Source organism: Gordonia jinghuaiqii, from assembly GCF_014041935.1.
Taxonomy (GTDB): domain Bacteria; phylum Actinomycetota; class Actinomycetes; order Mycobacteriales; family Mycobacteriaceae; genus Gordonia; species Gordonia jinghuaiqii.
In genome coordinates, this window is record NZ_CP059491.1 from 644,287 (window position 1) to 661,027 (window position 16,741).

Sequence of the window (16,741 nt, forward strand, 5' to 3'; positions counted from 1 at the left end):
TGTCAGTGAACAGCAGTCAGGACTTCATCAGAGGAGATGTCCGGGGCCAGTCCCGGACGCTCGTCACCGCCGGTCTCTCGGCACTGGTGGTGTTGGTGGTCGTCATCGCGGTGTTCGCGGTGGTCTACCCCCGCGCGACCGCGCCCCGGGGAACCGATCTGCACCTGGTTCTCCCGGCACTGGGACCCGGCGTCGAGAACGGGAGCAGGGTCCTGCTCCGCGGGGCCGAGGTCGGCGAGGTGACGGGCATCGACTCCACCGAGCCCGGCGTCGTCCACGTCGACGTGGTCCTCGACGAGCAGGCCGCAGGCAGCCTCACGGATTCATTCCAGCTCGACTACCGGCCGCAGAACTACTTCGGTGTCACCGCGGTCAATCTCGTGGCGATGCCGGGTGGGGAGAGCCTGCGCAGCGGTCAGACCGTACGCCGTGAGGCCGCACCGGATTTCACCATGTCGACCATGATCGAACGCAGCTCGATCGTCGTGGACGGGACGCTGACCCGCGACATGATCGACAGCCTCGACGAGGTGATGCGCTATGCAAACGGCCTGTCGCCGCTGATCGAGACCGCGATCATCTTCACCGACAAGGTGGCGCGTACGCAGCGCCAGATGCCGAGCACGCTGCTCGGCAAGATGAACGACCTCGCCGAGGCCTTTCCCGGTTTCAACCGGGAGGCGATGAAGAGCCTCGATGCGATCAGCAACAACGTCCTCAACAAGCTGCCTGATGGTTCACGCGGAGTGGACGAGGCCTACCACGACCTGATGGACCGCTCGCTCACCGTCGCCGCCGACGGACTGTTCGGTGCCATCGGCACCCTGCTGGGCTCGCATGCCACGGATCTGACCCCGGTGGTCACCTCGATCAAGTACCTGGTCGACCCGGTGCCGCAGATGATCGGCAGCGGTGCGTCGATGGCAAAGACACGAAAGGCAATCGAACAGTTGCGCAACACGTTCAAGGGCGACGAGAAGGCCAAGACCGTGCAGATCCGTCTGCTCCTCGACACCGTGCCCGCCGTCGCGGGTCCGCTGGCCCGCATGGGTGTCGTCGACGGCCCGCGCACCGGAGGCAACTGATGCTGACCTCACGCAACACGCTCTTCGCCGGCATCAAGGTCGCGGTCGTCGCGGTGATCACCGTCCTGTTGTTCATCCTGGTGATCAACGCGATGCGCAACCCCGTCGACGCCCAGGTGATCAAGTACCGAGCCGACTTCACCGACGCATCCGGCTTGCACGAGAACGGTGACGTTCGCTTCCGCGGCAAGCGCATCGGCAAGATCACCTCGGTGGATCTGCAGCGCGATGCCGACGGAAAGCCCTTTGCCCGAGTCGAATTCACGATGGAAGACCAGCAGAAGCTGACGTCGACCACCACGCTCGCGATCAAGTACCAGAACCTCACCGGCGTGCGATACCTCGATGTCCGGCCGGGGGACGCCCCCGGCCAGATGGTCAGCCACGCGCCGACCTCCCAGACCGTGCCGTCCTTCGACATCACCGGTCTGTTCAACGGACTCCAACCGGTGCTGACGACCATGGACGCCGACGAGGTCAACCAGTTCAGCGAGAACGCGATCGCCTTGTTGCAGGGCGACGGTTCCGGTCTCGGACCGATGCTCGACAGCACCCAGAAACTGGCGGAGTACGCGAAGAACCGGCAGCAGCTGATCTCCACCCTCACCGCGAATCTCGCGCGCATCGCCGACACCATGGGTGGCCGTTCACCTCAGGTGATGGGGTTCCTGGAGGCCGTGGACCTGCCCATCAGCAATGCGATGACGGTGCTCGACGAGTTCGCTGTGACGGCGAGTGCCGGCCCGGCCCTGTTCGAACCCGTCGAGCGTCTCCTGGTGGCGTTGGGCATCAATGAGCAGTTCAATGTCGACGAGTTCCTCCAGACCTCGTTCAAGTCGATGCAGGAGGCGCTGAACTCGTTCCAGCTCATGCCGAATGCACTGGCCGGCCTGCGGGGGATCGACACCCGCGCGTCGTTCTCGAAGCAGTGCACGAACGGGCGTGCGCAGCTCCCCGCCGATGTCCGTGTGCTCATGAGTGGTAGTGAGGTGGTCCTGTGCCAGCGATGAAGAAGAGCCGGCTGCACCGGTTCTCGACACACGACGGCGTGATCGGCGCGGTGGTCCTGCTGGTCGTCGCAGCGCTGCTGGGCACCCTCGTGGTCATCTACCTGAGGCCGCCGGGTCAGAAGTCGATCACCTTCGAGGTGACCGACGCGTCGGCGATCGAACCGGGCGAAGACGTCCGCGTCGCCGGCGTCAGTGTCGGAAAGGTCAGCGAGGTGGCACTTGCGCCGGACCGGGTCACGGTGACGGCAAGGATCGACGAGGAGATCTTCGTCGGCGACCGGACCCGCCTCGAAGTCCGGATGCTCACGCCGGTCGGTGGTTACGCGATCACGATGATCCCGATGGGGCGGGAAGAACTGGCCACACCCATTCCGGCAGAACGGGTCACCGTGCCCTACTCGATCGGCGACATCATCCAGGCGGTGCCGAGCACCACCGACGAGGTCGACGCCGGAGAGGTCAACTCGAACCTGGACCAGGTCGCGAAAGCGCTCGGCTCCAACGACACCTCCCTGCGGGGCATCGTCGACGGTCTGGAGTCGGTCACCGAGGTCTTCGACAAACAGCGCGGGCAGGTCCATCAGATCGCCGGGCTGGCCGCGGAGTACCTCCAGACCTTCAACGGCAACCGTGAATTCGTCTTCGAGCTGATTCGCAAGATAGACATGGTGGTGAGCACCTATCACGTGAATTCGGCGGGCTTCAACTACGCCTACAAGCTGTTCGCGAACGTGCTGTACAAGCTGTCCCCGTTCATGCGCTTCTACCTCGGCCACAGTGATCTGGTCGCCCAGCACGTGAACCAGATGAAGGACACCATCATCCGGCTCCAGCAGCAGCTCGGGCCGGCCATCGACGGCCTGGTCTCCACGCGGAAGCAGCTGGCGCAGTGGATCACTCCGCAGGGCATGCGCGAGATCGGTGGCGGCGCGCTGTGGACCGAGAACGTGTGCATTCCGATTCCGGGAAGGAACTGCTGATGAGGGGCATCATCTCCGGCCTCGGGGCCGACCGTGCCGGCAAGCGTCGCCGGGCCGCCATCGCGTTCGGAACGGTCGTGGCGGTGGCCGCCGTGATCACGACGGTCGGGCTGAGCGCGGCCTCCGCACGTGATGTCGGTCCGGACATGGCCGGTGGTGACGGCTTCTGCGCCGACATCCCGGACACGATCGGTCTGTACAAGGGGAACCCGGTCACGCAGATGGGTATCCCGGTGGGCGAGGTCGGGAAGATCGAGAACCGCGGAAGCCATGTGCGCGTGACGTTCTCGCTCGATCCGGGTCGCAAGTATCCCGCCGGCGTCAAGGCGGTGACGAGATCCAAGTCGCTGCTCGCCGACCGCAGCCTGGAACTCGTCGGCAACTACCAGGGCGGGCCCACACTCGTCGAGGGCGGATGCATCGGTGTCGACAACTCTTTCACGCCCAAGAGCATCTCCGAGGTCGCCGGCTCGGCGTCGGACTTCCTGAAGGCTCTGTCGGACGACGGCGGTGACGACCTCGAGAAGGTTCTCGAAGGCGCCGACCGTGCGTTCGCCGGGACCGGGACGCAGGCGGCGAAAATGTTCGAGAATGCTGCGCGCGCGGCGCAGAACCCGGACTCGTTCATCGCCGACATCGGTACGTCGATCCGGGACATGGCCCCGCTCACCGACTCCGCGGTGCGTAACTGGGATCAGATCATGTCGATCATGAACCAGGCGCCGAACGTCTCGGCGCTGGGCACCACGCTGTTCTACGACGTCGCCCGGTTCTGTCAGGGCGTCGGCTGGACCATCGCCCTTCTGTACGACATCCAGCGCAACTACGGCGACGACATCCTGTGGCCGCTGCTACACGGGCCGGTCGAGGACATCGTCGCCTACGGTGCGCAGCGCGCGCCGGAACTCTCCGAGCTCCTCGGCGTCACGCCGTCGATCGCGGCGGCGATGCGCGAGCAGGAGTCGGCCGCCGGTGCATTGTCCGTGCCGTATCAGGTACCCGAGGTCACGGTCAGCAAGGCCGAGTGCAAGGCCCTCGGCGGAGCCTGCGATCAGGAGAAGGGCACCACCTCGGTCAATCCGTTGTCGATCCTGCTGCAGAAGGCTGGTTTCTAGATGAGCGCGAAACGAATCCTCGTCGCGGCGATCGCGGTCTGCGCGATCGTCGTCGGCCTGACCGGATGCTCGTCGCTGAGCCCGAATCGCCTTCCGTCGGTGAAGAGCAGCGTGCCGCTCGACTACCGGGTGACCCTGCAGTTCACCAGTGTTCTGAACCTCCCCGACGGCGCCGACGTGATGATGAACGGAATCCAGGTCGGCCGCGTGGAGTCGACGAAGCCCACTCCCGATGGCATCGATGTCGTCGTCGGACTGACCGACGACCGTGCGGTGCCGGCCGGTTCGTCCGCGATCATCCGGCAGAACACCCCCCTCGGCGACACCTACCTCGCCATCGAACCGCCGGCCCGTGACAGCTCCGGCGAGTATCTCCGAGAAGGCAGCGTCATCCCGGTCGATCGGACGACCTCGCCTCCGCCGCTCGAGGACACCATCGCCGTCCTGGCGTACTTCGTCAACGGCGGCAGCATCCAGAAGGTCCAGGACACGATGGCGACCCTGAACCGCACGATGCCGCCGGTCGGCGATGTCCGGAAGCTCGCGGCGATCGTGTCGAAGGACCTCGACGACCTGTCGCGGAACACCGACGAGCTCGAGCGGACGATCAACTCGCTCAACGCCGTGTCCCAGTCCTTCGACGACAGCCGGGTCCAGATCGACCACGTCTTCTCCGATCAGGGCCTGCACTACTGGAAGACCGTGGCCAAATCGCTGGTCGCCCACATCAGTACGCTGCTCCCGTCGGTGGGGTCGGTGTTCACCGGTGGGCTGTTCCTCGTGCCGCTGCTGAACTCCCTCGCCGACACCGGCGAGGCCGGCCGCGGGATGTGGGATCAGGCGCCGTCCACCGGCGCCGCGATGGCGAAGTTCCTCGAGAACACGCTGATCCCGTTCGCCAAGAACCCCTCGGTCAACGTCTCGTCGGTTCGCGTCACCGCCACGGACAGCGGTTCGGTGCGAACGGCGGGTAAGAAGCAGCTCCTCGGGGACACCAAGCTGCTGCTGAGCATGCTGGGAGCAATCCGATGATCACGAAGACCTGCGTGTCGGTGGTGGCCATGCTGGCGCTGGCCGTCCTGTCGATCGCCTACATCCTCAACGTCGGACTGCACGTCAAGTCGCCGTCGGCGAAGCACGCGACGATCACCGTCCCCGACACCAACGGCATCCTCATCGGTTCGCGTGTGCTGCTCCGCGGTATCGAGATCGGGCACGTCACCTCGATCCGGCAGTCCGCGGACGGAGCCCAGATCACCTGGGACTACGACGAATCGGAGAATGTTCCGGTGGAGTCGGAGTTCCGGGTCGACAACCTCTCGGCGCTCGGCGAGGCCTACGTGGCCGTCATGCCGAGTACGGCCGGCGGACCGTACCTGCAGGACAACGCTCTGGTCGACGGCGAGAGCGTCTCCAGTTCGGCGACGTTCAAGGAACTCTCCGAGCGGGTGACCGAGGTGCTGGGCCAGACCGACCCGGAGAAGGTTCAGCGGGTGTTCGCCGAACTCGACCTGGGTCTGCCCGACGGGATGGAGGTCATCGAGGACCTCAATCGCGCCGGACGGCTCCTGACGTCCGAGTTCATCCAGCAGGCCGATCAACTCACCACGCTGCTGGCCACGATGCAGCCGCTGCTGATGCGGTCCACACCGCTCCCCGGCCTGCTGCGCGCGACCGCGCCGAACCTCGAGGGATTCGGTCTGGGGTTCTCGGCGATGGCATCAGGCACCAAGGATGCCGTCGACTGGAGCGGTCCGATGTACACCGGCATCACCACTGGCGCATCGCCTCTCGTGGCGGCTCTGCAGAAGTTCCTCGATGACAGCGGAGCGGATCTGAAGGTCATCGGCGACAACCTGTTGCCCGCGGCCCAGTCCGGTGCGGCCTCGCTGCGGACCGTCGACATGGGCCGGTTCCTCGACAACCTGTTGAACGCAACGGATTCCGGAGCGATCGACGTCAAGATCCCGGTGGGAGGTCGATGATGCCGCGTCGAAGACAGGCGGGACGGGCGTAGCCTCGGCTCCGTCGCCTCGATGTCACAGACGGGCGTAGCCCCGTCATCCTCCGCAGCCACGTCGAAACCCCTGATCTGAAATGAGAATCCCATGAAGACCGACGCTCGCCCCGCCAACGACCAGACCGACTCCGCCGCGGACGATCCGGTGGTCGAAGAGAACGTCACCGATACGACGGCTGACGAGAAGTCCGCTGCGAAGAAGTCCGCCGAGAAGAAGTCCGCTGCGAAGAAGTCCGCTGCGAAGACGCATGAGCCGAAGTCCCGTCTGGCCGGGCGTTCGGTGTCGCTGCGCTCCGTCCTCGTGGGCGCGATCGCCGTCCTGGTGGTGGCCGCCCTGGCGCTGATGGGCTGGCAGCTGTGGAGCACCTCGAACGAGGTCGACGACCTGAAGGCGGCCTCGGCGGATCAGGCGAAGGCAGAGCAGGTCGCCCTCGACTACGCGCAGGGCGCCGCGAACATGAGCTTCGAGAACCCGGAGGACTGGCGGAGTCGCCTCACCGAGGGGACCTCGCCGGAACTGTCCGAACGCCTGCGCCAGGCGTCGACCCAGATGGAACAGCTGCTGCGTCCGCTGCAGTGGTCATCGACCGCGGAACCCATTGCGGCGAAGGTCGAATCGGTCGACGGTGACTCCTACCAGGTGGTGGCCTTCGTCAACGTGCGCACCAAGAACGTGCAGGCACCGTCGGGCATCGAGTCGACGGCGACCTACCGGATGACCCTGGACAAGAGTCAGGACTGGCTCATCACCGCCATCAGCAGCACGGGCTCGAACCTGGACGCCAACGAGGGTGGAGCCCCGGCCCCGGCACAGCAGGCCCCGGCACAGCAGGCCCCGGCACAGCAGGCACCCGGTCAGCCCGCACCCGCGGTCCCGGGCAACTGAACACGACTGAGGAGGAGGTGAATCGCCATGGGTGTTGAGGTCAGTGTCGAGAATCTGACGAAGTCTTTTGGTTCCCAGAACATTTGGCGGGACGTGTCGTTGACACTCCCGGAGGGTGAGGTCTCTGCGCTGCTGGGTCCGTCGGGTACCGGTAAGTCGGTGTTTCTGAAGACGTTGATCGGGTTGCTGCATCCGGAGCAGGGTTCGGTGATCGTCGATGGCACCGACATCACGCAGTGTTCGGCCAAGGAGCTCTATGAGATCCGCAAGCTGTTCGGTGTGCTGTTCCAGGATGGTGCGCTGTTCGGTTCGATGAGTTTGTTCGACAACATCGCGTTCCCGCTTCGTGAGCACACGAAGAAGAAGGAGAACGAGGTCCGCGACATCGTGATGGAGAAGATCGACCTGGTCGGTTTGACCGGTGCCGAGGACAAGCTTCCCGGTGAGATCTCCGGTGGTATGCGCAAGCGTGCCGGCCTGGCGCGGGCGTTGGTGCTGGATCCGCAGATCATCCTGTGCGACGAGCCGGACTCGGGTCTGGATCCGGTGCGTACGGCCTACATCTCGCAGTTGTTGATCGACATCAACGCGCAGATCGACGCGACGATCCTGATCGTGACGCACAACATCAACATCGCCCGGACCATCCCGGACAACATCGGCATGTTGTTCCGCAAGGAGCTGGTGATGTTCGGTCCGCGTGAGCAGCTGTTGACCTCGGAGCAGCCGGTGGTCAAGCAGTTCCTCTCCGGTGACCGGTTCGGTCCGATCGGTATGTCGGAGGAGAAGGACGACGCGGTTGCCGCGCAGGAGGCTGCGATGCAGGCTGCGGGTATCTCCGGTGGCGGTACCAAGGAGGACTTCACCGAGATCATCCCGCAGGTGCAGCCCAATCCTGGTATGCCCGAACGCAAGGCCGTCGCCCGCCACCGCGAGCGGGTGCACGCACTGCTGCCGGAGCTCCCGCCGCACGCGCAGGAAGCGGTCCGCCGCAGCATGGAGGAAGAGGACCGCATCCGTGCCGAGGGCGACGCCCATGCGGCGGATGTGGCCGGCGGCGTCGCCGGGCCGAGGGGGCGGGACTGGCAGGACGGACCCACTCAGGTCCTGCCCCGGGTCTGAGAGCGCGTCCGGCGCAGCGTCGTCGTCGCGGCCCGCGCACGCCCGCTACCTATAGATGTTAGGTTTTAGGTTCCGTGCCGGGCCGTGAACTCCTCACGAGTACCCATGCCTGAAGTGGAGGCGAATCGTTCATGAGAATTGATCCCCGTACACCTGTCCTCGTGGGGGGTGGGCAGGTGAACGAACGAGACGGTGGGGTCGAACCCGTCGATCTGATCGTGCGTGCCGCACGAGAGGCCGCAGCGCAGGCCGGCGCGCCCAAGCTGCTCGAGGTCGTCGACGCGGTGCGTGTGGTGGGTTTGCTCTCCTGGCGCTACCGCGATCCCGGTGCGCTCGTGGCGAACCGCATCGGCGCGACACCGAAGCGCACCGGTTACACGGGCAACGGTGGCAGTACTCCACAGGTGCTGGTCAACGACGCCGCCGAGGACATCGCCGCGGGACGGGCCGACGTCATCCTGATCGGCGGTGCGGAGTCCTGGCGGACGCGGATGAAGTTGCGTGCCAGGGGTGAGCGTCCGGCGTGGACCAGGCAGGACGACTCGGTGCCGCCGGCCGAGATCGTCGTGCCCGACGTGCCCATGGAGGCCGAGAGCGAGCGTCGGATCGGGCTGGACCGCCCGTCGTTCGTCTATCCGCTGTTCGAGCAGGCGCTGAGGATCTCGGCCGGTCGGGGCATCGTCGAGCATGCTCAGCACCTCGGCGCGCTCTGGTCGTCGTTCAGTGAGGTGGCCACGACGAACCCGTACGCCTGGACGCAGCGGTCCTACGTCGCCACCGAACTGGCGACGGCGTCGGAGAACAACCGCTGGATCTCGACTCCCTACCTGAAGTTGCTCAACTCCAACAACATGGTCGACCAGGGCGCCGCCCTGATCCTGTGCTCGGCCGGGGCCGCGGAGCGACTCGGTGTGCCTCGCTCGGAATGGGTGTTCCCGCACAGCGGTACCGAATCGAAGGATACCGACGCCGTCGCGGCACGCGGAGCGCTCGACCGGTCGGCGGCGATCAGGATCGGCGCACACCGCGCCCTGGAACTGGCCCGCCTGGGGATCGACGACGTCTCGTTCCTGGACATCTACTCCTGCTTCCCGTCCGCGGTGCAGGTGGCCGCCATCGAGCTGGGGCTCGATCCGAGTGGTACTCAGCGACCCCTCACCTGCACCGGTGGCCTCACCTTCGCCGGTGGACCGTGGAACAACTACAGCACGCACGCCATCGCCACGGTGGCGTCGCGGCTGCGGGAATCGCCGGGCACCTACGGTCTGGTGACCGCGAACAGCGGGTACCTCACCAAGCACGCCTTCGGCGTGTACAGCACCGAGCCTCCGGAAGGCGGCTTCCGGCGTGAGAACGTCCAGGCCGAGGTGGACGCCGAGCCCACGACGGCGGTGGCCGAAACCCATCACGGTGGAGCCGAGATCGAATCCTGGACAGTCGCTTTCGGCCGGGAGGGTGAGCCCGACAAGGCGTTTGTCGCGGCGCGGGTGCCGGGCGGTGCGCGGACGCTGGCGGTGGTCACCGACCGGGGGGACCTCGACGAGTTCGCCGACGCCGAGATGGCCGGCCGCTCGCTGCGGGTCGAGGAGTCCGGGACGGCCCGGCTCGATTGACCCGACATACCTAACGACGTAAGGTTTATTGCACAGACGCCGGGCATCCGGCGGTGAAGGAGAGACGCGATGAGCGAGATCGATGACTTTCGTGCGCGCTATGCGCAGCACGTCGGCCACGTCGCCGCCGGAGACATGAAATCCGCGTTGGCGGAGATGGTCCAGGAGAACCTCCCGACCGTGTTCGAGGGCGTCGACGTGCCCCGTGGCGCGATCGAGGACCATCGAATCGTCGGTGTCCGTGCGGATGGCGACCGGATGATCGGCGAGGCCGTCTACACATTCGACGGCCGTCGGGTCGGGCTCCGCTCGGTCTGGGAACGCCGCGACGGCACCTGGCTGGCCGCCGCCCTGGAGAACTTCCCGCCGGGTGATGGGGCATGACCGCCACGACGACCGACGTCCCGTGGGGTCCTGCTGTGGATGGTATCGACGCACCGTACTGGGAGGGTCTCCTCGCAGGTGAACTGCGTCTGCAGTGTTGCGGCACGTGTCGGACCTGGATCTGGAGCCCGCAGTCGGTGTGCAGCAACTGCCACGGCTTCGACCTCGAATGGCGCAGCGTCGAACCGGTCGGCACCGTCTACAGCTGGAGTCGGAGCTGGTATCCGTACATCGAGGAACTCTCCGACCGGATGCCCTACATCAGCGTTCTCGTCGAACTCGCCGACGCCGGTGGCCGCCGTGTCCTCGGCCTGCTCGTCGACGATGTGGAGCGGACGCCGAGGATCGGTGAGTCCGTCATCGGTGTCTTCGAGCACAAGGAAGGCGAACCCTGGCCGCTGCTGAGGTGGCGCCGGAACGATTCGGCCGCAGCCGATTCGATGCGGGGAGGACGCTGATGTCCGGATCGATTCGCGGCGCGACCGCCGTCGTCGGGGTCGCCGAAATGCATTACAAGCGTGGCCAATCGCCGATGACCGAGCAGCAGATGACCATCAAGGCCATCCTCGATGCGTGTGCCGACGCCGGGGTATCGCCTCGGGAGATCGACGGGTTCGTCTCGTACGCAGGCGGTTCCAACGACGGCCCCATCCTCGGCGCGGCTCTGATGGTCGACGAGCTGCGGTGGTCGAACATGATGTGGGGCGGCGGTGGAGGCAGCGTGGCCGCGGCCATCACCAACGCGGCCGTTGCGATCACGTCGGGGCAGGCGGACTGCGTCGTCGTGTACCGCGCCATGTCGCAGGCCGACACCGGACGACTCGGCTACGCCAAGTACCACTACGGCCCGCACTTCCTGGCGCACGGCGTCGGCTCGCCCGCACAGATCTGTGCGATGCGGACGCAGCGGATGCTCGAGCACGACGGGGTTCCGCGATCGGCGATGCGCTCGCTCGTGCTGGCGGCGTATCAGCACGCGCAACAGAACCCCACGGCCCAGGGGCACGGTCGACCGCTCGACGAGGAGACCTACGAATCGTCGAGGCTCATCGCCGAACCGTTCCATCTGTACGACTGCTCGCGGGAGAGTGACGGTGCGGTGGCACTCGTCCTGGTCTCCGCCGACCGGGCACGCGAACTCCGTTCCGACCCGGCGTATGTCATCGCCGGTGCGCAGGGCGCGCCGGGAGGCTACTGCGAGCGCGTCGACAACGACGAGCAGTACTCGACCGCCGGTTTCGGCCCGGCGAACAACGGCAAACCCGGTGTCGCCGAACGTCTCTGGTCTTCCGCGGGGATCGTCCCCGACGACGTCGACGTCGTGCAGGTCTACGAGAACTTCAGCGGCCCGGCGGTCGCGGCACTCATCGACCATCGCCTGTGTCCGCCCGGAGAAGCGGCAGGCACGGTCATGACGGTGGAGAACCTGACCGCACCACACGGGAAGCTCCCGGTGAACACCAGCGGCGGCAACCTGGCGGACTCGTTCATCAACGGTCTGAACCTCGCGGCGGAGGCCGTGCGCCAGATCCGCGGCACCTCGACCAACCAGGTCTCCGACGCCAAGTGCTCGCTCTTCATCGGGGGTCCGATGGCGCCGCTGGTCAGCTCGGTGTTGTTCGGCCACGAAGACACGCTCTAGCCAGGCACGCAGACACCGAAGGGTCATCATGTTGGATCGCAACGAGCTGTTCATCGACGGGAACTGGGCTCCGCCGTCGTCGGGGGAGTACGGCGACGTCATCGAGGCCGCCACCGAGAAGGTGCTCGGCCGTAGTGCCATGGCGGGGACCGCGGACATCGATGCCGCCGTCGCGGCCGCACGGGCCGCGCTCGACGGGCCGTGGGGATCGATGAGCAGGGCCGAGCGCGCCGATGTCCTCGACCGGTTCGCCGCGGCGATGACCGCCCGGGCCCGCGACACCGCCGAGCTGGTCAGTCGCGAGAACGGGATGCCCATCAGCCTGGCGAAGCCGACGAACGGCTACGGTCCCGCGGCGATGCTCTCCTACTACGCGGGCCTGATCCGGGCCGCGGAGGACGAAGAGGTGCGACCCGGTGCGTTGGGCGGTCGTACCGTCGTCCGTAGTGAGCCGGTCGGGGTGGTCGCGGCGATCACGCCGTGGAACTACCCGCAGCCGCTCGCCGCGATGAAGATCGCGCCCGCCCTCGCGGCGGGTTGCACGGTCGTCCTCAAGCCCGCACCCGAAACCGCGCTCGACGCTTTCGTTTTCGCCGACGCGGCACAGGAAGCCGGTCTGCCTGCCGGTGTGCTCAACGTCGTCCCGGGCGGCCGTGAGGCCGGAGCGCACCTCGTCGAGCACTCGGGCGTCGACAAGGTGGCGTTCACCGGGTCGACCGCCGCCGGACGTGCGATCGGAGAGGTGTGCGGCCGCCTGTTGCGTCCGGTGACCCTGGAGCTCGGCGGGAAGTCGGCCGCCATCGTCGCCGACGACGCCGATCTGGATGTGTTCGCCGGTCACCTGCTGGAGGTGTCGCTCGTGAACAACGGGCAGACCTGCCACGCCAGCACAAGAATTCTGGCCCCGCGGTCACGCTACGGCGAGGTCGTCGACGCGGTCACCGAGACCGTCCGCGCTCTACGCGTCGGTGACCCGCTCGACAAGACGACCGCCATCGGTCCGCTCGTCAGCGCTGCACAGCGCGACCGGGTCCTCGGCCACATCGGGGCGGGCCGGGCCGACGGTTACCAGATCACGACGGGGGGCGGTGTTCCCGGCGATCTCCCGCAGGGTTGGTTCGTCGAACCGACGGTGTTCGTCGGCGTCGACAATTCTGCGTCCATCGCGCAGGAGGAGATCTTCGGTCCGGTGCTGACGATCACCGAGTACTCCGACATCGACGACGCGGTGCGCATCGCCAACGACTCCGTGTACGGACTCGGCGGCACGGTGTGGACGACGGACGAGGGGCGCGGCCTCGAACTGGCCCGCCGGATCAGGACGGGGACCGTCGGCGTCAACCACTACGCCCTCGAGCTCACCGCACCGTTCGGCGGCGTGAAGGCGTCGGGTCTCGGACGCGAACTCGGGCCGGAGGGCCTCGCGCCCTACCTCGCCCCCAAATCGGTGTATTTCGCCACCCGCTGATCATCTGAGTTTCGACAGGAGTGACATGTTGGGTCTGCCCCTCAACGGAGTACGGGTCGTCGACGTGACCGATGGTCTCGGCGAGTCGTGCGGACGGTTCCTCGCCGACCTGGGCGCCGAGGTGATCCGTGTCGAACCTCCGGGGGGTTCGGCGTCGCGTCGAAACGAGCCGATCGAGTCCGGGATCAGCATTCCCTTCGCACTGAACAACGCGAACAAGCGGGTCGTCGTGCTGGACCTCGATTCCGACGCCGACAGGTCCCGATTCGTCGATCTGGTCGGGGATGCGGACATCCTCATCGAGACCACACCGCCCGGATCGCCTGCCGGACTGGGACTGTCGCCGACCGAGCACCTGGATCGCCACCGTGAACTCGTCGCCGTCTCGATCAGCGGATTCGGTCAGACCGGCCCCTATAGCGATTGGGCCGCAACCGAATCGGTGATCTACGCGATGAGCGGAGTGCTGTCGCGGTCCGGCGAGCCGGGCCGGGAGCCGCTGCTGCCCCCGGCCGGACTCGTCGAACAGTCGGTGGGGGTGCACGCGGCCTGGTCGGCGCTGCTCGCGTACTACGACCGCTTGCGCACCGGCCGTGGACAACTCGTCGACATCTCGGCGTTCGAGGCGGTGGTCCACGGTTTCGATCCCGGCTTCGGTGTGCAGGGCTCGGCCGCGGCGGGTCGCCGCGACGACTTCCCGCGCGGCCGCCCCGACGCCGCGAACTTCTACCCGGTGCTGCGCTGTGCGGACGGACAGGTGCGGATCTGCCTGCTGGCGAAGCGTCAGTGGCGCGCCATGTTCTCCTGGCTCGGCGAGCCCGCCGAATTCGCTGATCCCGCCTTCGACACCATCCCGGCACGTTTCGCGGCCGCGGACCGCCTGCATCCGCTGATCGAGGAACTGTTCGCCGGACACACGCGCGACGAGCTGGTCGCCGAGGGTGCCGTGCGCGGCATTCCGATCGGCGGCGTGCTGCGTCCCTCCGAGGTGCTCGACAACGACCACTTCGCCGCCGCCGGGACACTCGTCGACGCCGAGCTCGCACCCGGTGTCACGGCCCGCATCCCGTCGGGCTACGTCAAGATCGATGGACAGCGAGCGGGATTCCGGCACCATGCGCAGGCGGTCGAGGTCGTGGACGCTTGGTCCGGTACGACCGACGCCCGCGATCTCACACCGGACGCGGGCGAGCCCGGCACCCATCCGTTCACCGGACTGCGCGTGCTCGATCTCGGGGTCGTGGTGTTCGGGGCCGAACTCGGACGGCAGTTCGCCGACCACGGCGCCGACGTGATCAAGGTCGAGAACCGAGACTTCCCGGATGGTCTGCGGCAGTCGAAGAAGGCGTCCTCGCTCGCCGCGTCGGTCGCCTGGGGTCACCGCAACCGCCGCTCTCTGGGTGTGAACCTCCGTACCGACGAGGGCCGAAAGCTGTTCCGGCAGCTCGCCGCGGACGCCGACGTGGTCCTCGCCAACTTCAAACCCGGGACCCTCGACTCGATGGGGATCGGCTATGAAGAACTGCGCGAGATCAATCCGCGCATCATCGTCTCCGACGGCAGCGCCTTCGGTAGCACCGGCCCGTGGAACACCCGACTCGGCTACGGTCCTCTCGTACGTGCGGCCTGCGGCGTCTCGGCGCTGTGGCGGTATTCCGGCTCCGACACGGGACTGAGCGACGGCTCGACGGTGTACCCCGACCACATCGGCGGACAGGTGGCCGCGGTGGCCGTGCTCGCCGCCCTGATCGCCCGGCTGGCGCACGGACGCGGTGCCGAGATCGAGGTGGCACAGGCCGATACGGCTCTCGTCGCGCTCGGGGGCCAGCTCGTCCGCGAATCGTTGGCACCGGGATCGGTGTCGGCCGTGGGTAACACCGATCCGTTCGCCGCACCGGCCGGCGTGTACCCGTGTACCGGCGACGACGAGTGGTGCGTGGTCGCGGTCCGCGACGATCGTGACTGGCGCAACCTCACCCGTGTCATCGGGCGTGACGATCTTGCCGAGGACGTCCGATTCGGGCTCGCGGACAGGCGGATCGAGAATCGGGACGAGGCGGACAAGGTCCTGACGGAATGGTTGTCGGAGCGGACGCCCACCGAGGCGATGACCGCACTCCAGGAGGCAGGCGTCCCCGCCGGTGCGATGGTCCGCCTACCCGAGTTGCTGACCGACCCCCATCTGGTGGCGCGGGATGCCTACACCTCGCTCGAACATCCGTTGCTCCCGGCGCCGCTGCCCACGGCGGTGCGTGTCGCACGGTTCACGTCGATCCCCGATGCGCCGCTGCACCCGGCACCCCTGCCCGGTGCCGACACGCATGAGGTCGCGGTCGGGTTGCTCGGCCTCGACGAAGCCGAGTACGAGCGATGCGTCGCCGCCGGTATCCTCCAGCCACTCGAGGAGAGTGCACGATGATCACGTATGAATGGCGGCCTCGCCTCGAGGGTGACGAGCTCGACGAAGTGATCGAACTCGTCACTGCAGCAGCCGAATACGACGAGGAGGCAGGGTTCTCGCATATCGATCCCACCACCGTCCGGGAGGTCGGTGACGGCAGCCGCACCGTCGCGCACCTGCCCATCAAGGCGCGGCGCGACCTCAGCCCGCTCGACGATGCCCCGATGGTGATCGTGGCGTACCTGCATCTTGCGGTCGACGCCGACGGGCTGGGCACCGTCGCCTATGTGGTCCACCCCGAGTATCGGTCCCGGGGCATCACCACACTGCTCGTCGAGGAGATCGGTCTCGAGACCGACGGAGTGGCCGGCTGGGACCACACCGGGGCCAGAGCACTTCGCTGCTGGGCGTATTCGACGCACCCCGCGTCGGGACGCCTCACGCGCCGCTTCGGGATACCGGCGGTCAGCCGCCAGTGGACGCTGGTCCGGCACCTGACCGGCCCCTTCGCGCTGCCGCTCGACAAGCCCGAGGTCCCGGCCGGGGTCAGCGTCGCCGAGCCACGGGAGCTCGCCGCCGACGATCAGGTGATCGCCGGCGTCCTCGCGTCCTCGGAACTCGCACCGCGGCATCGTGATCGCATCTCCGACGACCTGCGCCTCGGTGGCGGGCTGGTCGTCGACGCGCGGAACGAGGACGGGGAAGTTCTCGGGTTCGTGTGGTTCTCGACCGAGCATCGCCGCCACCTCGAACTGCGTGCCGCACCGGTCGACGCGCTGGTGCTCACCTCGGCCGCGCGGGGCGGAGGCATCGGGACCGCCCTGTTGCTCGGTGCGCTCTGGCACCAACTCGACGCCGGCGTCAAGGTGTCCACGCTACGAATCGATCCCGACGATGCGGGGGCGGTCCGGATGTGCAGGTTGCTCGGCTACGAGCAGGAAGATGTGCACTCCTGCTACCAGCTCGGCGAGAGCTCGAGCCCGCCGCCGACGTTTCGCTGACACGACTTCCGATA

The 16,741-nt window shown here is 67.1% G+C and carries 15 protein-coding genes; all 15 read left to right on the top strand.

Translation table 11 applies throughout. The features are described 5' to 3' along the window. Nucleotides 1-5: 5 nt before the first annotated feature. The 15 genes from H1R19_RS02790 (at nt 6) to H1R19_RS02860 (ending at nt 16,727) form a co-directional block, all read left to right on the top strand. Nucleotides 6-1,085 carry an MlaD family protein gene (locus tag H1R19_RS02790; RefSeq protein ID WP_244970848.1) on the top strand — a complete coding sequence of 360 codons (1,080 nt, stop codon included), beginning with the start codon at nt 6-8 and terminating at the stop codon, nt 1,083-1,085. Then, nucleotides 1,085-2,095, top strand: a complete 1,011-nt coding sequence (locus H1R19_RS02795) for an MlaD family protein (protein WP_372632539.1) — start codon at nt 1,085-1,087, stop codon at nt 2,093-2,095. The genes H1R19_RS02790 and H1R19_RS02795 overlap by 1 nt, the downstream gene beginning before the upstream one ends. After that, nucleotides 2,092-3,075: an MlaD family protein gene (locus H1R19_RS02800; protein WP_188331134.1), complete on the top strand. Its 984-nt coding sequence runs from the start codon at nt 2,092-2,094 to the stop codon at nt 3,073-3,075. Before H1R19_RS02795 ends, H1R19_RS02800 begins: the two co-directional genes overlap by 4 nt. Then, nucleotides 3,075-4,190 (top strand): MlaD family protein, encoded by a 1,116-nt coding sequence (locus tag H1R19_RS02805; protein WP_188331135.1) that lies wholly within the window; start codon nt 3,075-3,077, stop codon nt 4,188-4,190. The genes H1R19_RS02800 and H1R19_RS02805 overlap by 1 nt, the downstream gene beginning before the upstream one ends. Continuing rightward, on the top strand, nt 4,191-5,222 hold the full coding sequence (locus tag H1R19_RS02810; protein ID WP_188331136.1) for an MlaD family protein: 1,032 nt from the start codon (nt 4,191-4,193) through the stop codon (nt 5,220-5,222). It abuts the gene before it with no gap. Further along, on the top strand, nt 5,219-6,175 hold the full coding sequence (locus H1R19_RS02815) for an MlaD family protein (RefSeq protein WP_219850511.1): 957 nt from the start codon (nt 5,219-5,221) through the stop codon (nt 6,173-6,175). Before H1R19_RS02810 ends, H1R19_RS02815 begins: the two co-directional genes overlap by 4 nt. 123 nt (nt 6,176-6,298) lie before the next feature. Further along, nucleotides 6,299-7,096, top strand: a complete 798-nt coding sequence (locus H1R19_RS02820) for a hypothetical protein (protein ID WP_244970849.1) — start codon at nt 6,299-6,301, stop codon at nt 7,094-7,096. Nucleotides 7,097-7,123: 27 nt separating this feature from the next. Next, a complete protein-coding gene (locus tag H1R19_RS02825; protein ID WP_219850512.1) occupies nt 7,124-8,218 on the top strand; it encodes an ABC transporter ATP-binding protein in 1,095 nt (364 codons plus the stop codon). A 131-nt stretch (nt 8,219-8,349) separates the two neighbouring features. Then, on the top strand, nt 8,350-9,831 hold the full coding sequence (locus tag H1R19_RS02830; protein WP_219850513.1) for an acetyl-CoA acetyltransferase: 1,482 nt from the start codon (nt 8,350-8,352) through the stop codon (nt 9,829-9,831). A 69-nt stretch (nt 9,832-9,900) separates the two neighbouring features. Further along, nucleotides 9,901-10,215 (top strand): hypothetical protein, encoded by a 315-nt coding sequence (locus tag H1R19_RS02835; RefSeq protein WP_219850514.1) that lies wholly within the window; start codon nt 9,901-9,903, stop codon nt 10,213-10,215. Next, nucleotides 10,212-10,673: a Zn-ribbon domain-containing OB-fold protein gene (locus tag H1R19_RS02840; RefSeq protein ID WP_188329346.1), complete on the top strand. Its 462-nt coding sequence runs from the start codon at nt 10,212-10,214 to the stop codon at nt 10,671-10,673. The genes H1R19_RS02835 and H1R19_RS02840 overlap by 4 nt, the downstream gene beginning before the upstream one ends. After that, nucleotides 10,673-11,857: a thiolase C-terminal domain-containing protein gene (locus tag H1R19_RS02845; RefSeq protein WP_219850515.1), complete on the top strand. Its 1,185-nt coding sequence runs from the start codon at nt 10,673-10,675 to the stop codon at nt 11,855-11,857. The genes H1R19_RS02840 and H1R19_RS02845 overlap by 1 nt, the downstream gene beginning before the upstream one ends. A gap of 28 nt (nt 11,858-11,885) precedes the next feature. Further along, on the top strand, nt 11,886-13,325 hold the full coding sequence (locus H1R19_RS02850) for an aldehyde dehydrogenase (RefSeq protein WP_219850516.1): 1,440 nt from the start codon (nt 11,886-11,888) through the stop codon (nt 13,323-13,325). A gap of 25 nt (nt 13,326-13,350) precedes the next feature. Next, complete coding sequence (locus H1R19_RS02855) at nt 13,351-15,744, top strand: CaiB/BaiF CoA transferase family protein (RefSeq protein ID WP_219850517.1); 2,394 nt, start codon at nt 13,351-13,353, stop codon at nt 15,742-15,744. After that, complete coding sequence (locus tag H1R19_RS02860) at nt 15,741-16,727, top strand: GNAT family N-acetyltransferase (protein WP_219850518.1); 987 nt, start codon at nt 15,741-15,743, stop codon at nt 16,725-16,727. The genes H1R19_RS02855 and H1R19_RS02860 overlap by 4 nt, the downstream gene beginning before the upstream one ends. Nucleotides 16,728-16,741: the final 14 nt, after the last annotated feature.